The organism is Micromonospora sp. NPDC048843 (assembly GCF_040649965.1).
GTDB classification, from domain to species: Bacteria; Actinomycetota; Actinomycetes; order Mycobacteriales; family Micromonosporaceae; genus Micromonospora; species Micromonospora hortensis.
The window spans coordinates 1-17493 of record NZ_JBEZGJ010000156.1; the positions used below are offsets into that span (position 1 = coordinate 1).

Annotated in this window: 14 protein-coding genes and 1 tRNA gene; 14 read left to right on the forward strand and 1 reads right to left on the reverse strand. The window is 72.8% G+C overall.

All coding sequences use genetic code 11. From position 1 onward, the window contains the following. Positions 1 to 142 precede the first annotated feature (142 nt). From AB0C20_RS28180 to AB0C20_RS28200, 5 genes are all read left to right on the forward strand, one after another. Positions 143 to 1831, forward strand: coding sequence for a lipid II flippase MurJ (locus AB0C20_RS28180; protein ID WP_357189333.1), 1689 nt, complete (start codon positions 143 to 145; stop codon positions 1829 to 1831). Then, complete coding sequence (locus AB0C20_RS28185; RefSeq protein ID WP_357189331.1) at positions 1828 to 2997, forward strand: glycosyltransferase family 4 protein; 1170 nt, start codon at positions 1828 to 1830, stop codon at positions 2995 to 2997. Before AB0C20_RS28180 ends, AB0C20_RS28185 begins: the two co-directional genes overlap by 4 nt. Next, positions 2997 to 5411: a hypothetical protein gene (locus tag AB0C20_RS28190; protein ID WP_357569081.1), complete on the forward strand. Its 2415-nt coding sequence runs from the start codon at positions 2997 to 2999 to the stop codon at positions 5409 to 5411. The genes AB0C20_RS28185 and AB0C20_RS28190 overlap by 1 nt, the downstream gene beginning before the upstream one ends. A 163-nt stretch (positions 5412 to 5574) precedes the next feature. Beyond that, positions 5575 to 7326: a CTP synthase gene (locus AB0C20_RS28195; protein ID WP_091407255.1), complete on the forward strand. Its 1752-nt coding sequence runs from the start codon at positions 5575 to 5577 to the stop codon at positions 7324 to 7326. Between the two features lie 43 nt (positions 7327 to 7369). Beyond that, a complete protein-coding gene (locus tag AB0C20_RS28200) occupies positions 7370 to 7975 on the forward strand; it encodes an NUDIX hydrolase (protein WP_357189326.1) in 606 nt (201 codons plus the stop codon). Between the two features lie 85 nt (positions 7976 to 8060). Here the strand turns inward: AB0C20_RS28200 and AB0C20_RS28205 are convergent, their stop codons facing one another. Further along, a complete protein-coding gene (locus tag AB0C20_RS28205; RefSeq protein WP_357189324.1) occupies positions 8061 to 8336 on the reverse strand; it encodes a TM2 domain-containing protein in 276 nt (91 codons plus the stop codon). 292 nt (positions 8337 to 8628) lie between these two features. Here AB0C20_RS28205 and ald point away from each other — a divergent pair, with 292 nt between their 5' ends. The 9 genes from ald (at position 8629) to AB0C20_RS28250 (ending at position 17478) form a co-directional block, all read left to right on the forward strand. Beyond that, positions 8629 to 9744: an alanine dehydrogenase gene (gene ald, locus AB0C20_RS28210; RefSeq protein WP_357189322.1), complete on the forward strand. Its 1116-nt coding sequence runs from the start codon at positions 8629 to 8631 to the stop codon at positions 9742 to 9744. Positions 9745 to 9782: 38 nt separating this feature from the next. Continuing rightward, entirely contained in the window at positions 9783 to 10748 is a 966-nt protein-coding gene (locus tag AB0C20_RS28215; RefSeq protein WP_357189320.1) for a site-specific tyrosine recombinase XerD, read from the forward strand. Positions 10749 to 10927: 179 nt separating this feature from the next. Beyond that, positions 10928 to 11851 carry an AAA family ATPase gene (locus AB0C20_RS28220; protein WP_030487987.1) on the forward strand — a complete coding sequence of 308 codons (924 nt, stop codon included), beginning with the start codon at positions 10928 to 10930 and terminating at the stop codon, positions 11849 to 11851. Positions 11852 to 11892: 41 nt separating this feature from the next. Next, positions 11893 to 12981 (forward strand): segregation/condensation protein A, encoded by a 1089-nt coding sequence (locus tag AB0C20_RS28225; protein WP_357569082.1) that lies wholly within the window; start codon positions 11893 to 11895, stop codon positions 12979 to 12981. Beyond that, positions 12974 to 14080, forward strand: coding sequence for an SMC-Scp complex subunit ScpB (scpB, locus tag AB0C20_RS28230; RefSeq protein ID WP_357189316.1), 1107 nt, complete (start codon positions 12974 to 12976; stop codon positions 14078 to 14080). The genes AB0C20_RS28225 and scpB overlap by 8 nt, the downstream gene beginning before the upstream one ends. Further along, complete coding sequence (locus tag AB0C20_RS28235; protein ID WP_210784817.1) at positions 14067 to 14837, forward strand: pseudouridine synthase; 771 nt, start codon at positions 14067 to 14069, stop codon at positions 14835 to 14837. Before scpB ends, AB0C20_RS28235 begins: the two co-directional genes overlap by 14 nt. Positions 14838 to 15032: 195 nt before the next feature. After that, positions 15033 to 15713 carry a (d)CMP kinase gene (gene cmk / locus AB0C20_RS28240; protein ID WP_357189313.1) on the forward strand — a complete coding sequence of 227 codons (681 nt, stop codon included), beginning with the start codon at positions 15033 to 15035 and terminating at the stop codon, positions 15711 to 15713. Positions 15714 to 15789: 76 nt separating this feature from the next. After that, positions 15790 to 17193, forward strand: coding sequence for a ribosome biogenesis GTPase Der (gene der, locus AB0C20_RS28245; protein ID WP_357189311.1), 1404 nt, complete (start codon positions 15790 to 15792; stop codon positions 17191 to 17193). Positions 17194 to 17404: 211 nt separating this feature from the next. Then, positions 17405 to 17478: transfer RNA gene (locus AB0C20_RS28250), tRNA-Pro, on the forward strand. Positions 17479 to 17493: the final 15 nt, after the last annotated feature.

The window sequence follows — 17493 nt, forward strand, 5'->3', positions numbered from 1 at the left end:
CGCTCAGCTCGGCCCAGGCGCGGCCGTCCGGGGTGGCCCGGTTTCCGCCCTCGAACTCGGCGATCAGCTCAGCGATCGGACGGGCCCGGTCGGCGCCCGGGGCTCCGCGAACTCGACGCACTGGGCCGACGCGCCGACTGACGTGAACAGACCGGCACCCCTCGCCGGCGCCGGCCGGCTGGCCGGGGCAGCCGCGCTCATCGCCGTCCTCACCGTGGCCAGCCGACTCGCCGGCTTCGGCCGCACCGCCGTGTTCACCTGGAGCTTGGCGCCGACCGACCTCGGTGGCACCTACGTGGTGGCCAACGCGGTGCCGAACTTCATCTTCGAGATCGTCGCCGGGGGAGCGCTGGCCAGCCTCGTCGTACCCCTGCTCGCCGGCGCGGTCGCGGCGGGCGACCGGACAGCCGTGGCCCGGACCACCGGTGCGTTGCTGACCTGGACGCTGGCCCTGCTGGTCCCGCTGGCGCTGCTCGTGGTGCTGCTCGCCGGCCCGGTGGTCGAGTCGCTGGGCCACCACCTGACCACCGCCCAGCAGCAGAGCGGCGTGCGGATGCTGCGGGTCTTCGCGCCGCAACTGCCGCTGTACGGGGTCGGCATCGTGCTCACCGGGGTGCTCCAGGCACATCGCCGTTTCGCCTGGCCGGTGCTCGCCCCGCTGCTGTCCAGCCTCACCGTCATCATCGTGTACCTCGGGTTCACCGTCACGCAGGGCCGCTACGCCACCGTCGGCGGGGTGAGCCCCGGCGGTGAGTTGCTGCTCTCCGGCGGCACCACCCTCGGCGTGGTGGTGCTGTCGTTGTCGTTGCTGATCCCGGTCCGCCGGTTGCACCTCGGGTTGCGGCCCGGCTTCGGGTTCCCCACCGACGCGCGGGCCCGGGTCGGCGGGTTGGCGGTGGCCGGCGCGGTCACCGTCACCACCCAGCAGATCGCTCTGATCGTCAGCCTGAACCAGGTCACCGCCGGCGCGCGGAGCAACCCGGGCGTCTACAACCTGGCGCAGACCGTCTACCTGTTGCCGTGGGCGGTGCTGGCGGTGCCGCTGGCCATCGCCGCCTACCCGACCCTGGCGGCGGCGCGGGCCGCCGGGGACGAGCGCACCTACCGCACGACCCTGGCGCCGGCCGTCCGTGGTGTGCTCCTGTTCAGTTGCCTCGGCACGGCCGCGTTGATCGGGACCGCCGGGCCGGTCGGACACTTCTTCTTCCCGTCGGACACCGCGTCGACCGCCGCCGCCGCGATCATCGGGTACGCCCCCGGCCTGGTCGGCTACGGCCTCTTCGCGGTGCTCACCCGGGCGCTCTACGCCAGGGGTGAGACCCGGGCGGCGACGCTCGCCACGGCGGTCGGTTTCCTGGTGGTGCCGGCCGTCGTCCTGCTGCTCGGCGCGGTGCTGCCTTTGCGGGACCGGGTGCTCGCTGTGACGTCCGCGAACTCGGTGGGGATGCTGGTGCTCGGCGCCCTGCTGCTCCTGGCGGTGTCGCGCAGCGCCGGCCGTCCCGCCCTCGCGGGAGCGGCACGGGCCGGGGCGTCCGGTGGCCTCGCCGGTGTGCTCGCCGGGCTCGCCGGGTTCGGCCTCAGCCGTTGGCTCGACCAGCTGGACGGCGGCACCCCGACGACGGCGGCGGCGTTCGGTCAGGGCATGCTGTCCGGGGTTCTGGTTGGGGTTGTGTTCCTCGCCGTGGTCTGGTTCGTCGACCGGCGGGACGTACAGCCACTGCTCGCCGGGGTGCTGCGGCGTCTGGGCCGGCGGGGGCCGTCCGGCGGTGCGCCGACACCGGGCGCGGGCTCCGCGCAGCGGGGCGACGGGAAGGAGACGGCGACGCGATGACTGAGCCAGCTCTGCCTGCCGGCTGGTCGGGCACCGTCGCGTTGGTGCTCGCGTCCAGCACCGGCGGGGTCGGCCAACACGTCCGTTCGGTGGCCCGTGGCCTCGTCGCGGGCGGCACCACGGTCCTGGTCTGCGGGCCCGCCGCCACTCAGGAGCAGTTCGACTTCACCGGCGCGGGTGCACGGTTCGAGCCGGTGGAGATCCCGGCCAGCCCGACGCCGGCCGACGCGCGGGCGGTGCTCGCGCTGCGCCGGGCGCTGGCCGCCGCTCACGTCGACGTGGTGCACGCGCACGGTCTGCGGGCCGGGTTGGTCGCGGTGCTGGCCCGCCCGGCCGCCCCGGTGATCGTCACCTGGCACAACGCGGTGCTCGCCGGGGGGCTGCGGGGCGGGGTGTCCCGGCTCGTCGAACGGGTTGTCGCCCGGGGCGTCCGGGTGGCGCTCGGCGCCTCCGATGACCTGGTGCGACGGGCCGCCGAGGTGGGTGCCGCCGACGCCCGGCTGGCCCCGGTCGCCGCGCCGGCGCTGCCCGCGCCGCGTCGACGCCCGGCGGCCGTCCGCGCCGAGTTCGGCGTCCGCCCGGACCAGCCGCTGATCGTCTCGGTCGGTCGGTTGCACCCGCAGAAGCGCTACGACGTGCTGATCGACGCGGCGGCCCGCTGGCGTACGCGTACCCCACCGCCGGTCGTGGTGATCGCGGGCAGCGGGCCGGCGTATCTGCCGCTCGCCGCGCGGACCTCCGCCGCCCGTGCCCCGGTGACCCTGCTGGGGCACCGCACCGACGTGGCCGACCTGCTCGCCGGCGCCGATCTGGCGGTGGTGACCAGCGACTGGGAGGCGCGGCAGCTCTTCGCCCAGGAGGCGCTGCGCGCTGGCGTGCCACTGGTGGCCACCGCTGTCGGCGGGCTCCCGGACCTGGTCGGCGACGCGGCCACGCTGGTCCCCGCCGGTGATGTGGACGCCGTCGACGCGGCCGTACGCGCGTTGCTGGACGACCCGGCGGCGCGGGCGGAGTTGGGCCGGCGTGGCGCCGAACGGGCGGCGACGTGGCCGACCGAGGCGGACACCGTCGCCACGCTTGCCGCCCTCTACGCCGAGCTGGCCGGGAACCCCGGCGGTCCGGCGGCCGCCCCGGGCTCCGACGCCCCGAGAACGGGACACCGGTGATGTTGCGCCGAATCGCCCCCGCCCTGCTGACAGTGCTCGTCGTGGCGCTGGGCGTCACCGCGCTCGCCGCCCGCCCACCCCAGGGCACCCCGCAACGCACCGCCGACTTCGTGGTGCTCGCCGGGATCGCCGGGCTGCGCTGGGATGACGTGGATCCGCAGAGCACCCCGACGCTGTGGCGGATGGCCCAGGACGGCTCGATCGGCTCACTGTCGGTGCGTTCCGCGCACCGGCCCACCTGCCCGGTGGACGGCTGGTTGACACTGGGCGCGGGCAGCTTCGCCGCGTGGAACGGCAGCCGGTCTGTCGACGGTTGCCCGTCGGCGGCGGTGACAGTGGAACAACCGGACGGCATCGGCGCGAACCTGCCCGACCAGGAGAGCGTGGTCCAGTACAACCAGCAGCGGTTGCCCTGGGGCGCGATGCCCGGCTCGTTGTCCGAGTCGGTGCGGTGCTCCGTGGCCGTGGGTCCGGGCGCGGCAGTGGCCGCCGCCCGACCGTTCGGCCGCGTCGACCGGTACGCCTCGGGGCTGCCGACCGACCCGCGGCCGCTGCTCGGCTCGTGTGTACTGAGCATCGTCGACCTCGGCACTGTCAAGGGGACCGACCCGGCCACCCGCGCCGAGGAGGCCCGCGCGGCGGACGCCGAGCTGGCCCGGGTGCTGGCGGCGCGACCCCCACGGTCGTTGGTGCTGGTCGCAGGGATCTCCGACACCACCCAGCCGGCCCGGCTGCACGTGGCGGTCGCCGACGGGCCGGGCTGGGAGCGGGGGTGGCTCACCTCGGCCAGCACCGGCCGGGACGGGTACCTGCAACTTGTCGACCTCGCGCCGACCGCCCTCGCCGCGTTGGGCCGGCCCATGCCGGAGCGGCTCTTCCTCGGCCGTCCGGCGGTCAGCACCGGCGGCCGTCCCGCCGACCTGACCGAGGCCATCGACGCTCCGGCGAACGCCGACCGGGAGGCGGCCGCCCAGCGTTCCGTCTCGGGGGTGTTCTTCGCGGTGCTCGCCGGGGTGCAGGTGCTGCTGGCCCTCGCGATCCTGCCGCTGCTGCGCCGGGCCCGTCCGCACGCCGGCCCGGCCGGCCCGACGCCCGTCTCCGGGCGGGTCGTGGCGGTGATGGAGCTGCTGCTGGTCGCCGCGGCGTTGACGGTGCCGGCGGCGCTGCTGACCGACGCGGTGCCCTGGTGGCGCGGTGAGCACCCTGGGTGGATCTTCGCCGGGGTTACCGCGCTGCTGGTGGCCGCCGGCACCGCGGCGGTGCGGTTCGCCCCCGGGTACGCGAACACCCTCGGGCCGCTCGGCGCGGTGGCCGGCCTCACCACGCTCGTGGTGGGGCTGGACGTGCTCACCGGGGCCCGCCTCCAGCTCAACAGCGTGGTCGGCTACTCCGCGTTGCAGGGCGGCCGGTACGCCGGGCTGAGCACTGTGGGGTTGGGAGTGTTCCTCGCCGGTGCGTTGGTCACCGGCGGCTGGTTCGCCCAACGGGTGCCCCGGGGCTGGCGGCCAGCGGTGATGGTGGCGGTGGGTGGCCTCGCCGTGGTGGTGGTCGGCAGCCCGTACCTGGGCGCCGACCCGGTCGGCGCGATAGCGCTCACCGCCGGGGTGAGCGTCGCCGCCGTGATCAGCGCCGGTGGCTGGTTGACGATCAGCCGGCTGGCCTGGGCCGCCATGGCCGCACTGGCGGTCGGTATCGGGTTCGCCGTGGTGGACCTGCGCCGCCCTGCGGCGGAGCGGGGCAGCCTGGGCCGGTTCCTCTCCGCGCTCGGTGACGGCACCGGCGGGTTCGCCGTGCACCGCTCCAGCACGGAGAACTTCGAGACGTTGGTCAACAGCCCGCTGACGGTGCTGGCGCTGGCCGGCGGGTTGCTGGTGTGGTTCGCCCTGTTGCAGCCGTGGGGTGGGCTGATGCGGCTGTTCGGCATCTACCCGGCGGTCCGGGCCGCGCTGGCCGGCACCGTGGTCGCCGCGGTGCTCGGTGGTGTGCTCGACGGCGCGGCCCTGGACGTGATGGGTGCCGCCGCCGCCCTGGTGGTGCCGATGGCCGCCCTGGCGTCGCTGCGGGTGCTCGGGCACGCCGCGGACCGGACCCGCCCGGTGGCGGGCCGCTCCCGGGCCAACGGCGCCGACGACGACTCGGGGTCCGGCGGGGTCGGCCCGGTCGGTGGGGGCGACGGTCCGACCGGCGGCGGTGGGCCACTGGGCGCCGTGCATCCCCGTCCGATCACCGGCCCGACCCCGAGCGCACCGGCGAAGGTCGCCCAACCGCCGTCGGACACCCCGGGCGAGCCCCGCGGGGACGCCGACGAACCGGCCGAGCCGACAGCGAGCGGGTCGACGCCGGACGCCGCGCCGACGGTGCCCGTAGCGCCCCGGCAGGCCTCCCGGTCATCGACGGAGGTTGCCGCGTCCTGAGCGGCGGGCCTCGTCCGGATGGCCCGGAGGTGTCGCAGGCGGGGTGCGGCCTGCGGGTACCCGCCCGGGAGGTGTTACCGTCGAATCCCGTGGATCGCGTGATCACTTTGCTGATCAAGCACGGCGGTCTGCATGACCGCGACAGACGACACGGGAGCAGGCCTTGGCCCCATCAGCACGGACGACCAGGCACATTTTCGTCACCGGGGGCGTCGCCTCCTCGCTGGGTAAGGGCCTCACCGCCTCCAGCCTCGGCAACCTGCTGACAGCGCGCGGGTTGCGCGTGGTGATGCAGAAGCTCGACCCCTACCTGAACGTCGACCCGGGAACGATGAACCCGTTCCAGCACGGTGAGGTCTTCGTCACCGAGGACGGCGCCGAGACCGACCTCGACGTCGGGCACTACGAGCGGTTCCTCGACCGGGCGCTGTCCGGTAAGGCGAACGTCACCACCGGTCAGATCTACTCCGACGTGATCGCCAAGGAGCGGCGCGGCGAGTACCTGGGCGACACCGTCCAGGTCATCCCGCACATCACCAACGAGATCAAGTCGCGGATCCTGGCGATGGCCGACCCGGACGAGGACGGCCAGGTCCCCGACGTGGTGATCACCGAGGTCGGTGGCACCGTCGGCGACATCGAGTCGCTGCCGTTTCTGGAGGCGATCCGTCAGGTCCGCCACGACCTGGGGCGCGACAACTGCTTCTACCTGCACGTCTCGTTGGTGCCGTACCTGGCGCCCTCGGGTGAGCTGAAGACCAAGCCGACGCAGCACTCGGTGGCGCAGCTGCGCAACATCGGTATCCAGCCGGACGCGATAGTGCTCCGCTGTGACCGGGAGATCCCGGTGAAGCTCAAGGAGAAGCTGTCGCTCTACTGCGACGTGGACGCCGAGGCGGTCGTCGCCGCACCGGACGCCCCGAGCATCTACGACATCCCGAAGGTGCTGCACCGGGAGGGGCTCGACGCGTACGTGGTGCGCCGGCTCGGCCTCTCCTTCCGGGACGTGGACTGGGCCAGCTGGGACGACCTGCTGGAGCGGGTGCACCGCCCCCGGCACACAGTCACCGTCGCTGTGGTCGGCAAGTACGTCGACCTGCCTGACGCGTACCTGTCGGTGAGTGAGGCGATCCGGGCGGCGGGCTTCGGCCACCGGGCCCGGGTGCAGTTGCGCTGGGTGCCCAGCGACGAGTGCGTCACCCCGGCCGGCGCCGCGGCGGCGTTGGCCGGCGTGGACGGCATCCTCATCCCCGGCGGCTTCGGCGTCCGCGGCATCGAGGGCAAGATCGGCACCGCCCGGTACGCCCGTGAGGCCGGCATCCCGCTGCTGGGCCTCTGCCTCGGTCTGCAGTGCATGACCATCGAGGTGGCCCGGCACCTGGCCGACCTGGACGGTGCCAACTCGTTGGAGTTCGACGAGCAGGCGGCGCACCCGGTCATCGCCACGATGGCCGACCAGGAGGACATCGTCGCCGGTCGGGGTGACCTGGGCGGCACCATGCGGCTGGGCGCGTACCCGGCGACGTTGACCGAGGGCTCGATCGTCGCCGAGGCGTACGGCAGCACCGAGATCAGCGAGCGGCACCGGCACCGGTACGAGGTGAACAACGCCTACCGGGACGCGCTGACGAAGGCGGGCCTGCACATCTCCGGCACCTCGCCGGACGGCCGGCTGGTCGAGTTCATCGAACTGGACCGGAGTCTGCACCCGTTCTTCGTGGCCACCCAGGCGCACCCCGAGTTGAAGAGCCGCCCGACCCGCCCGCACCCGCTGTTCGCCTCGTTCGTCAAGGCGGCGGTGGCGTACTCGCAGGCCGACCAGCTTCCGGTCGATCTGGACGCGGCGGCGGAGGCCCCGACGACGCGTAAGGCCGCCCGCAACGGCGCCGCGACGAAGGCGTCGTCGGCCTCGTGAGCGAGCGAACCAGCAGCGTTGTCGGGCGCAGCGAGGCGGCGGCGTGAGCAACCTTGAGCACCGCTACGAGGTGCGTTCCCGGGAGGAGCGGTACCGGGGGCGGATCTTCGACGTGGTCACCGAGGAGGTGACCATGCCGGGCGGTGGGACCGGGCTGCGGGACCTCGTCCGGCACGTCGGGGCGGTGGCAGTGGTGGCGCTCGACGACGCCGGCCAGGTGGTGTTGATCCGGCAGTACCGGCACCCGGTCGGGCGGCACCTGTGGGAGCTGCCGGCCGGTCTGATGGACGTCTCCGGCGAGGAGTTGCCGGTGGCCGCGCTGCGGGAGTTGGCCGAGGAGGCCGACCTCACCGCCGCGCGGGTCGACGTGCTGGTGGACCTGCACAGCTCGCCGGGGTTCACCAACGAGATCGTGCGGGTGTTCCTGGCCCGCGACCTCGCCGACGTGCCGGCCGACGAGCGGCACGAGCGCCACGACGAGGAGGCCGACCTCCAGGTCGTCCGGATCGACCTGGACGAGGCGGTCGCCATGGTCCTGGCCGGTGAGATCACCAACGCGTCCGCGGTGGCCGGGCTGCTGGCCGCGGCCCGCGCCCGGGACACCGGCTTCACGTCTCTGCGTCGGGCGGACGCGCCGCTGCCGCGCTGAGCGTCGCCGCCGGTCCAGCCCGGTGGGGGAGTACGCACGAAAAGGGGCCCCGCGGTCAGCCGCGGGGCCCCTTTCGCTGTCTGCTCTAGGAGTCGCGCAGCGGACGGCCCTGCGCGTCCGTGCCGCCGTTGACCAGGATGAGGATGCCGTCGATGAGGCCCCAGAAAGCGCCGAGGCCGCAGGTCACCAGGCTCACGACGAGCTGAAGAACGGCGATCTTGGTGTGTCCGGTGTAGAACCGACCGGCACCGAAGGTGCCGAGCAGGATGCCGAGGACGCCCGCGACGATCTTGCTCTTGTCGGAGACGCCCTGGGGGTACCCCGGCTGGGGGTAACCGGGCTGGTAAGGAGGAGTGGTCATGGGCGGACACACTAGTGATCCACTCGCCGGCTGTCCGCACCGCCGCCCGGCAGATGGGACGATAATGGTGAAACACTGTCCTGTCGGCTGAGGTGACGCTCGACCGCTGAATCCCGGCGGTGCCCTGACACATCGTCAGGACACCCGGGCACCGGATGCCACTGTGCTGGCTCGCGGCGGCGCCGGGCGCGCCTAGACTGCCGCCGCAGGACCGGTGTACCGCGATGGCAAAGGGGCCGTCGTGGCACCGAGCAGTCGGGGGAGAGCAGCCCCGAAGAGAGGTGTCTGCATCGTGAAGGTCGGAATCCCACGCGAGGTCAAGAACCACGAGTACCGCGTGGCGATCACGCCAGCGGGTGTCAACGAGTTCACCCGCAGCGGCCACCAGGTCTTCGTCGAGTCCGGCGCCGGGGTTGGCTCCAGCATCACCGACGAGGAGTTCGCCGCCGCCGGCGCGACGATCCTCACCACCGCCGACGAGGTGTGGGAGACCGCCGAGCTGGTGCTCAAGGTCAAGGAGCCGATCGCCGAGGAGTACCACCGCATGCGCGAGGGGCAGGTGCTCTTCACCTACCTGCACCTGGCCGCCTCCAAGGAGTGCACCGACGCGCTCATCGACCGCCGGGTCACCGGCATCGCGTACGAGACCGTCGAGCTGCCCGACCGGTCGCTGCCGCTGCTCGCCCCGATGTCCGAGGTGGCCGGCCGGCTCGCCCCGCAGATGGGCGCCTTCTACATGATGCGCACCGGCGGCGGGCGCGGTGTGCTGCCCGGCGGTGTCTCCGGCGTGTACGCGGCCAAGACCGTGGTCATCGGCGCCGGCGTCTCCGGCATGAACGCCGCCGCCATCGCACTGGGCCTACAGTCCGAGGTGCTGCTGCTGGACAAGAACGTCGCCCGGCTGCGGCAGGCCGACGCCATCTACCGGGGCCACCTGCAGACCGTCGCGTCCAACGCCTACGAGGTCGAGCGCGCCGTGCTCGACGCCGACCTGGTCATCGGCGCGGTGCTGGTGCCCGGCACGAAGGCCCCGACGCTGATCTCCAACGAGCTGGTCTCCCGGATGAAGCCGGGCAGCGTGCTCGTCGACATCGCCATCGACCAGGGCGGCTGCTTCGAGGACTCGCGCCCCACCACGCACGCCGACCCGGTCTACAAGGTGCACGAGTCGATCTTCTACTGCGTCGCGAACATGCCCGGCGCGGTGCCGAACACCAGCACGTACGCGCTGACCAACGTCACACTGCCGTACGCCCTCGAGCTGGCCAACCAGGGCTGGCGCGACGCGCTGCGCAACGACCCGGCGCTGGCGCTGGGCCTCAACACCCACGCCGGGCAGGTCACCTACGGCCCGGTCGCCGAGGCGCACGGCATGGACGTGCTCCCGCTGGCCGACGCACTGGCCTGAACGGTGGCGGGCTGACCAGCGGCACGGACTCCGCCGGCGTGGGCACCGCACCCACGCCGGCGCTGCGCCGTGCCGTTCGCGGTTACCTCGACCACCTGACCGTCGAACGTGGCCTCTCCGCGAACACGCTCGCCTCGTACCGTCGGGATCTGGACCGCTATCTCGCCACCCTGGCCGATGCCGGCGTCACCGACCTCGCGTCGGTCGGCGCCGGCCTCGTCGAGTCGCACCTGGCGCGGCTGCGCGCCGGCGACGACGCGCACCCGCCCCTCGCCGTCTCCTCCGCCGCCCGCGCGGCCAGCGCGGTGCGGGGCCTGCACCGCTTCGCGCTGCGCGAGGGCCTGGCCGGCGTCGACCCGAGCCGCGACGTCCGCCCGCCCACGCCGCCCCGGCGGCTGCCCCGGGCGCTCCCTGTCGACGACGTGGTCCGGCTGTTGGAGACCGCCGGCCCGATCACCGCGACCGGCGACGACGCGCCCCTCGCGCTGCGCGACCGGGCGCTGCTGGAGTTCCTGTACGGCACCGGCGCGCGCATCTCCGAAGCGGTCGGCGCCGCAGTGGACGACCTCGACACCGACGACGGCACGGCGCTGCTGCGCGGCAAGGGCGGCCGGGTGCGGCTGGTGCCCATCGGCGGGTACGCCGTCGACGCCGTGCGCGCCTACCTGGTCCGGGCCCGTCCCGGGCTGGCCGCCGCCGGCCGCGGCACCCCGGCGGTGTTCCTCAACGCCCGCGGCGGAGCGTTGTCCCGCCAGGGCGCCTGGGGCATCCTGCGCCGCGCCGCCGACCGGGCCGGGCTGCCCGTCGACGGGCCGGCAGCGGTCTCCCCGCACACCCTGCGCCACTCCTACGCCACCCATCTGCTCGACGGCGGCGCCGACGTCCGGGTGGTCCAGGAGCTGCTCGGCCACGCGTCGGTGACCACCACCCAGGTCTACACGTTGGTCACCGTGGAGCGGTTGCGCGAGGTGTACGCGACCGCGCATCCCCGCGCCCAGGGTTGAACCGGTCGCTGTCGACGCCGACACGCCGGGCCGGTGCCGAACCCCCTGCTGGTCGGTGGCGTACAGTCGGCATCGGCGCGGACCTCCTGGAGCGACACGACCGGGGTGCGCAGCGGCGCCGCGAAGGACGTCGGACGGCTCCGACGCCGGGTGGGTCGTCGGGAGGGGGCAACGAGCACATGGCTGGCAACGGTGACCGTGCCGAGACCTGGACGTCGGAGCTCCGCGAGCAGCAGGCCACGCTCGGCGCGGACCTGGGTCCTGCGGACCCGGCTGCCTACACGATGCGCAAGCCCATCCCGGAGCCGATGCCCACCGATCGGCACGGCCCCGCGCGCATCATCGCGATGGCCAACCAGAAGGGTGGCGTCGGTAAGACGACCACCACCATCAACCTGGGCGCCGCGCTCGCGGAGTACGGCCGCAAGGTGCTGCTCGTCGACTTCGACCCGCAGGGCGCGCTCTCGGTGGGCCTGGGCGTCAACCCGCACAACCTCGACCTGTCCATCTACAACCTGCTCATGCAGGACGACATCATCGCCGAGGACGTCGTCATCAAGACCGACGTCGCGGGGTTGCACCTGCTGCCGGCCAACATCGACCTCTCCGCCGCCGAGATCCAGCTCGTCAACGAGGTCGCCCGGGAGATGGCCCTCGCCCGGGTCCTGCGCACGGTCCGCAAGGAGTACGACTACATCCTGATCGACTGCCAGCCGTCACTCGGCCTGCTGGCGATCAACGCGCTGACCGTCGCGCACGGCGTGCTCATCCCGCTGGAGTGCGAGTTCTTCAGCCTGCGCGGTGTGGCACTGCTGCTGGACACCATCGACAAGGTGCGCGAGCGACTCAACTTCGACCTGGAGCTCGAAGGCATCCTCGCCACCATGTACGACAGCCGCACCACGCACTGCCGCCAGGTCCTCCAACGGGTGGTGGAGGCGTTCGGCGACAAGGTCTACCAGACGGTCATCACCAAGACGGTGAAGTTCCCCGAGTCCACCGTGGCCGGTGCCCCCATCACGACGATGGACCCGGCCTCCTCCGGGGCACGTAACTACCGTCAACTGGCCCGCGAGGTGATCGCCGCCCAGTCGGAGCGGTAGCCGGAACGCCCATTGCCCGCCTCGTGGACTACGGTCGTCCGGTGACCGCGCCACCCCTCGACCCGCCCCAGACCGCCGACGCGGCAGTGGTCGACGGTGTGCAGCCCGCTGACCCGGCTGCCACCGGCTTCACAGTGCGGCTGGCCAACTTCACCGGCCCGTTCGACCTGCTGCTGCAACTGATCGGCAAGCACAAACTCGACGTCACCGAGGTGGCCCTGCACACGGTCACCGACGAGTTCATCGCCTACATCAGGGCGATGGGCGACAACTGGGACCTGGACGAGGCCAGCGAGTTCCTGCTCATCGCCGCGACCCTGCTCGACCTGAAGGCGGCCCGGCTGCTGCCCGCCGCCGAGGTGGAGGACGAGGCCGACCTCGCCCTGCTGGAGGCACGGGACCTGCTCTTCGCCCGGCTGTTGCAGTACAAGGCGTACAAGGAGGCGGCGGCGCACATCGCCGAGCTGGAGGCCGTGGGCGGCCGACGCTATCCGCGTGCGGTCAGCCTGGAGGCCCGCTACGCCGAGGCGCTGCCCGATCTGGTGCTCGGCATCGGCCCCCAGCGGCTGCTGAAGCTGGCCGTGAAGGCGATGACCCCGAAGCCGGTGCCGGAGGTCTCCATCGCCCACGTGCACATGGTCCGGGTCAGTGTCCGGGAACACGCGGCGATCCTCGCCGCCCGGCTGCGCCGGGCCGGCACCGCCACGTTTTCGCTGCTCTGCGCGGACTGCGAGGCCACCCTGGAGGTGGTGGCCCGGTTCCTCGCGTTGCTGGAGCTGTACCGGGAGGGCCTGGTGTCGTTCGTGCAGGAGCAGGCCCTGGAGGAGCTGACAGTGCGCTGGACCGGCCCGGTCGACGCCGACACCGAGCTGCACGTCGACGAGTACGCCGGCACCCCGGCCGACCCGGAGTCACCTGGGCCTGAACCTGAACTGGCGGGGGCTGAGCTTGAGCCGGCGGGGGCTGAGCCTGCGGGGGCCGAGCCTGCGGGGAGTGCGCCTGAGCCGGTGGGGGCAGAACCTGGGCCGGCGGGGGCAGAACCTGGGCCGGCGGGGGCTGACCCTGTGCCGACGCGGGAGGCCGGCGGGTCGGACGGGACGGGAACGACGGAGGGTGCGCGGGATGAGTGACGAGCAACGTCGGGACTCGCTGGCCGACCAGGCCGCCGCCTGGGTGCCCCCGTGGGACCGCCCCCGCCCGTCCGCCACCGACACCCCCACGGAGCCGGACGAGTCAGCCGCACCACCGGAGACCGAAGAACCCAAAGCGGCAGCGCCCCGACCGGAATCCGACGCTGCCGCCAACTTCGCCGAGTCGGACGTGGTCGCGTCGGCTTCCGCGCAGGGTGACCCGGATGAGCGGGGCCCAGACGGCGTGAGCCCGGGTGGAGCAGGCCCTGTCGAGGTGGCCGCAGACGGGCCAGGCCCTGTCGAGGTCGCTGCCGGCGGGCCAGAGCCTGCCGAGGTGGCCCCGGGTGGGTCCGATCCCGTTGAGGTGGCCTCGGACGAGGTGGGCCAGGGTGAGCCAGATCGCGGTGAGGCGACCCCGGACGGGGTGGGGCCGGACCTCGGTGGGGTGACGGACGCCACGGTGGGGGAGTCGGGTGGCGCTGGGGGCGTACCCCGGCGGCAGCTGGCGGGGCGGCGGCGGGCGCCTGTCGCGCCGGAGCCCGCGCCCGAGCTGTCCGACCCCGAGTTGCGCGGCGCGTTGGAGGCGATCCTGCTGGTCGTCGACGAGCCGGTCAGCGAGCTGGTGCTGGCGCAGGTGCTGGAGCAACCCGCCGAACGGGTCGGGCCGATGCTCGACGAGATCGCCGCCGGTTACACAGCGGCCGGGCACGGGTTCGAGCTGCGCCGGGCGGCCGGCGGGTGGCGGCTGTACACCCGGCCGGAATACGCTACGTACGTTGAGCGGTTCGTGTTGGACGGGCAGTCCGTGCGGCTGACCCAGGCGGCGCTGGAGACGCTCGCCGTGGTTGCGTACAAGCAGCCGGTGACCCGTTCGCGAATCTCAGCCATCCGGGGTGTGAACTGCGACGGGGTCATCCGTACGCTGGTCACCCGTGGCCTCATCGAGGAGTGCGGCACCGAAACGGACAGCGGGGCGTTCCTCTACCGGACCACCACGTTGTTCCTGGAGAAGCTCGGGCTGAACACTGTCGACGAGCTGCCGCCCCTCGCACCCTTCCTGCCCGACGACGTAGAAGAGCTTGCTGATGCGACCCGATAACCGTTCCCCCAAAGCCGACGCGCCCGTCTACGAGGGGGCTGAGCGCCTGCAGAAGGTGCTCGCCGCCGCCGGCGTGGGTTCCCGGCGTGCCTGCGAAGACCTGATCTTCCGCCGCCGGGTCACGGTGGACGGGCGGGTCGCCAAGCTCGGTGACAAGGTCGACCCGGCCACCTCCGTGATCCACGTGGACGGGGAGCGCCTCCAGGTCGACATTCGCCTGGTCTACGTGGCGATGAACAAGCCGCGTGGGGTGGTTACCACCATGGCGGACGAAAAGGGACGTAACGAGCTGGCCGACTTCATCGGCGCCCGGCTGGAGCAGCGGGTCTACCACGTCGGTCGGCTCGACGCGGACAGTGAGGGCCTGCTGCTGCTCACCAACGACGGCACCCTCGCGCACAAGCTCATGCACCCCTCGTACCAGGTGCTCAAGACGTACCTCGCCGAGGTGGTCGGGCCGATCCCGCGCAACCTGAGCAAGCGGCTGCTGGCCGGCGTCGAGCTGGAGGACGGGCCGGTCAAGGTCGACTCGTTCAAGGTGGTCGACACTCTCGGCAAATCCGCCCAGGTGGAACTGAGCCTGCACGAGGGGCGCAAGCACATCGTCCGGCGGCTGATGGATGAGGTCGGTCACCCGGTCACCCGGCTGGTCCGTACCTCGATCGGGCCGATTCGGCTCGGTGACCTGCGGACCGGACGGATCCGGCGGCTGACCAACGCCGAGGTCGCCGCCCTGTTCAACGTGGTGGGTGACTGACCCCCGAGTTCGGGGTACGGCAGCCGGTAGGCTCCACCGATGGCCGGGACGCGGCCGCCCGGGTGGCGTGGGTCGCCTCCGGCGGCGTCGCGCGCGGGTCCGCCAATGGGCCCGGGCATGATTGATGACGATTGACAACCGCTTGCGGCGCCAGATCACCGGGCGATCCGTGAGGTACGGGCTGAGGAGGACACGGTGGAGGAAAACGTACGGACCGGGCGATGTGTGGTCGCTGTGGACGGGCCGTCCGGCTCGGGTAAGTCCACCGTGTCGCGGCGGCTCGCCGTCGCGATCGGTGCGCGCTACCTGGACACCGGGGCGATGTACCGGGCGATCACGTTTGCCGTGTTGCGCTCCGGCGTGGACCTCGCCGACGCCGCGTCGGTGGCCAAGGTCGCCAGCGAGGTCAAGCTGCACATCGGCACCCACCCGCAGGGGTACGCCGTGACCGTCGACGGCGTGGGCGTGGACGCGGATATCCGGGGCCCGGAGGTGACCGGGGCGGTATCCGCCGTCGCCGCCGTGCCGGCTGTCCGCGAGCTGCTCGTCGCCCGGCAACGCGAGATGATCGCCAACGCTCGTCGGATGGTGGTCGAGGGTCGCGACATCGGCTCGGTCGTCGCGCCGGACGCTGACCTGAAGGTCTTCCTGACCGCCTCCGAGGCGGCCCGTGCCGCCCGGCGCAGCGCCGAGGACGCCGCCGACGTGGCGGCCACGGCCGCGGATCTGGCCCGGCGGGACCGCCTCGACTCGACCCGCAAGGTCAACCCGCTGGCCCAGGCGCCCGACGCGGTGGTGCTGGACACCACCGAGCTGGGCATCGACGAGGTCGTGGCGCGGCTGCGCGAGATGCTCACCGAGCGGGGCGTGGCATGAGCGAGCGCAGCGAGCGAATCATCGGGATCAGTGCGGTTGTGTCTCAGGACGCTCCGGAGCGAAGCGGAGGAGCGGCATGAGCGAGGGTGCTGGGTGGGTCGAGCTGCGGGAGCCTGAGGTCGCCGTCGAGGAACCGAGCGGCCCGCAGCCGGTGGTGGCCGTGGTCGGTCGCCCCAACGTGGGCAAGTCGACGTTGGTCAACCGGATCATCGGTCGCCGGCAGGCGGTCGTCGAGGACGTCCCTGGCGTGACCCGCGACCGGGTCCCGTACGACGCGCAGTGGAACGGCCGGGCGTTCACAGTGGTGGACACCGGTGGTTGGGAACCGGACGCGAAGGACCGGGCCGCGGCCATCGCGGCGCAGGCCGAGACGGCGGTCGTCACCGCCGACGTGGTGCTCTTCGTGGTCGACGCGATGGTGGGCTCCACCGACGTGGACGAGGCAGCGGTGAAGATGCTGCGGCGCAGCGCCAAGCCGGTGATCCTGGTGGCCAACAAGGCCGACAACAACTCCATCGAGATGGAGGCCACCTCGCTGTGGTCACTCGGCCTCGGTGAGCCGTTCCCGGTCTCCGCGCTGCACGGACGCGGCTCCGGCGACCTGCTGGACGCAATCCTCGCCGCGCTGCCGGAGGCACCGGCGATCGTGGAGAACCGTCCGCGCGGACCGCGCCGGGTGGCGCTGGTCGGGCGGCCGAACGTCGGCAAGTCCAGCCTGCTCAACCGGTTCTCCGGCGAGGAGCGGGCGGTCGTCGACTCGGTGGCGGGCACCACTGTGGACCCGGTGGACAGCCTGGTCGAGATCGGCGGTCAGACCTGGCAACTCGTCGACACGGCCGGTCTGCGCAAGCGGGTCGGCAAGGCCAGCGGCACCGAGTACTACGCCAGCCTGCGTACCGCCGGCGCGATCGAGGCCGCCGAGGTGGCCGTGGTGCTGCTGGACTCCAGCGAACCGATCAGCGAGCAGGACCAGCGGATCCTGTCGATGGTGACCGAGTCGGGCCGCGCGCTGGTCATCGCGTTCAACAAGTGGGACCTGGTCGACGCCGACCGTCGGTACTACCTGGACAAGGAAATCGACCGGGAGTTGCGCCGCATCCCCTGGGCGATCAGGCTGAACCTGTCGGCGATGACCGGCCGCGCCGTGGACAAGCTGGCACCGGCACTGAACAAGGCGCTGGCCAGCTGGGAAACCCGGGTGCCGACCGCGCACCTCAACCAGTGGCTGACCGCGCTGGTGCAGGCCACCCCGCACCCGGTGCGTGGTGGGCGGGCGCCGCGGATCCTGTTCGCGACGCAGGCCGGTGTGGCGCCGCCCCGGTTCGTGCTCTTCACCACCGGTCCGCTGGACGCCGGCTACCAGCGCTTCGTCGAGCGCAAGCTCCGCGAGGAATTCGGGTACGAGGGCAGCCCGATCGAGATCTCGGTCCGCCCGCGCAAGAAGCTCGGCCCCGGCGGCCGAGGCAAGGCGCACGGCTGACGCGATCCGGTTCTGCCAAATGCCGGATGGGCGCCCCTGCCCATCCGGCATTTCGTTATCCAACCCCACCCTCCTAGGACGCTTTAGGGGTTGTGCGGTGGCTCCCTGTGGGATGGTTCGGCTTCGTCGCGATGCCGGTGGGGCCTGTGCGGACGAGCCGGAGCTGCTGCGCTAAGCTGTACCGGCTGCCGCGGGGGAAACCACGCGGGGGCGGGACGTGGCGCAGCTTGGTAGCGCACTTGACTGGGGGTCAAGGGGTCGTCGGTTCGAATCCGGCCGTCCCGACAGAGAAGAAGCCCT